General features: G+C 29.9%; 2 protein-coding genes. Both read right to left on the bottom strand.

Annotated elements, in window-relative coordinates; genetic code table 11:
- Positions 1–253: 253 nt before the first annotated feature.
- Positions 254–631: a toxin-antitoxin system TumE family protein gene (locus CUN59_RS20730; protein ID WP_104389581.1), complete on the bottom strand. Its 378-nt coding sequence runs from the start codon at positions 629–631 to the stop codon at positions 254–256.
- On the bottom strand, positions 628–927 hold the full coding sequence (locus tag CUN59_RS20735; protein ID WP_104389582.1) for a hypothetical protein: 300 nt from the start codon (positions 925–927) through the stop codon (positions 628–630). The genes CUN59_RS20730 and CUN59_RS20735 overlap by 4 nt, the downstream gene beginning before the upstream one ends.
- Positions 928–1,554: the final 627 nt, after the last annotated feature.

The raw sequence follows: 1,554 nt of genomic DNA on the forward strand, positions 1-1,554 counted from the left end.
GATTTTATCGGTTATCTTTTTTATAACTTATTACACACCTTCAATTAAATATTGTTTTTGAAACAGCTTTTAAACACCCATAAAAGCTTAACTTTTTGCGTTCATAATTTTGTTTGCTATTGATACGTAATTGTTCAAACCATAAGTTTTGATTGACTGTTGATATAGTTTAATTATGCTACTTTTTGAAGTGCGGAATGTGGGTTTAAAATATTTTTTGTCTGATAGCCAAGCTATATCAGGATATCCAGGATTAAAGGAGTTTAAAAATATCTTCAATATCAACAGGTAAATATGGAAAAACAGAGTCTTCAGAACCATCATGTAAATGATGAGGATAGGTTGCAATTTCAGGATGATGGGGTGCGTTATCCCAACGTTTTATTAGTTCTCTATTTTCAGTTTGCCAATGAAAACTATATTTAATTATTTCTACTTGTCCAGGTTCTATTTTAAAAAACTCAAACATTTCTAAAGAACTACCATCTTTTAATATCACACGATAACGCCATAAACCTTTATCAGTTTGTGCTTCTTCTCTAAGAATTTTAAAATTTACAACTTTTGGACAAAGTGTAATTATAGATTTGATCCAAGCTAAATAATCATCGGCGTTTTTAATATTTTTCATAAGGCTTGTTCTAACTTATGGATTTTTGTTAAAATATCTTTGCGGAGTTCGCATAAACCAAACCATTCAAAAAAATCCATTTCATCCCCTAAACTTCCTGAGTTAAATTGTTCTACAAATTCTTCAGAAGTGAGTTCATATTTTTTTTCAAACTTATCTATATCTAAGTTATATGTAGCTAGTTTTTGACGATGACGAGTTAAAATTACATTTAGGAGTTGCCCAATAATTCTTTCTAATTCTGTATTGTCGCTACAGTTTTCACTCAGCAATTCTAATTTTTCTAATGTATTCATAATTATATATGCTTTTGGTGAGGTTTATCTTTATTATACACTATCAATCTGATTTTTTTGTCTGATAGCGTAGCGTGGCGTTAGCCATATCAGGATAACCAGGATTATAGGATTTACAGGATGTGGTTGTTTGATTGTCTATGAGAAATAGAGACTTTGGGATAATTGATAAGATAAATTATCTGTTAAATTATTAAATTATCTGCTGTTACTTCTTGACTATTACTGTAACTGTATTTTATCATCTTTCAATATTCACAGACAATTCATCAATAACAATCCTGGACATCCTGATTCAGACAATTACAATTTCAGCATCCCATGAATAATCTATCAATAACAATCCTATAAATCCTAAAATCCTGGATATCCTGATTCAGACAATGACAATTTCAGCATCCCACCAATAACCTACAAATAACAATCTTGTACATCATAACCAGGATTAGAGGATTTTCAGGATGTGGTTTTTTATTGTTTAAGAAAAATTGCGATTTTTAGATGATAGATAATATACTATATACTGTGGTTATAATCGGGGGAAATTATGAAGGGTATTTTGCAATTTATTTTTATGTCCGCATTTTTTTGTTTAATAGGCCCACATTCCGCACTTCAATTTGTAGT

This window comes from Cuspidothrix issatschenkoi CHARLIE-1 (assembly GCF_002934005.1).
GTDB lineage: Bacteria > Cyanobacteriota > Cyanobacteriia > Cyanobacteriales > Nostocaceae > Cuspidothrix > Cuspidothrix issatschenkoi.

Excerpts from the sequence above, each read along its gene's own strand:
- CUN59_RS20730 (WP_104389581.1), bottom strand. The coding sequence starts at position 631 with ATGAAAAATATTAAAAACGCCGATGATTATTTAGCTTGGATCAAATCT.
- CUN59_RS20735 (WP_104389582.1), bottom strand. The coding sequence starts at position 927 with ATGAATACATTAGAAAAATTAGAATTGCTGAGTGAAAACTGTAGCGAC.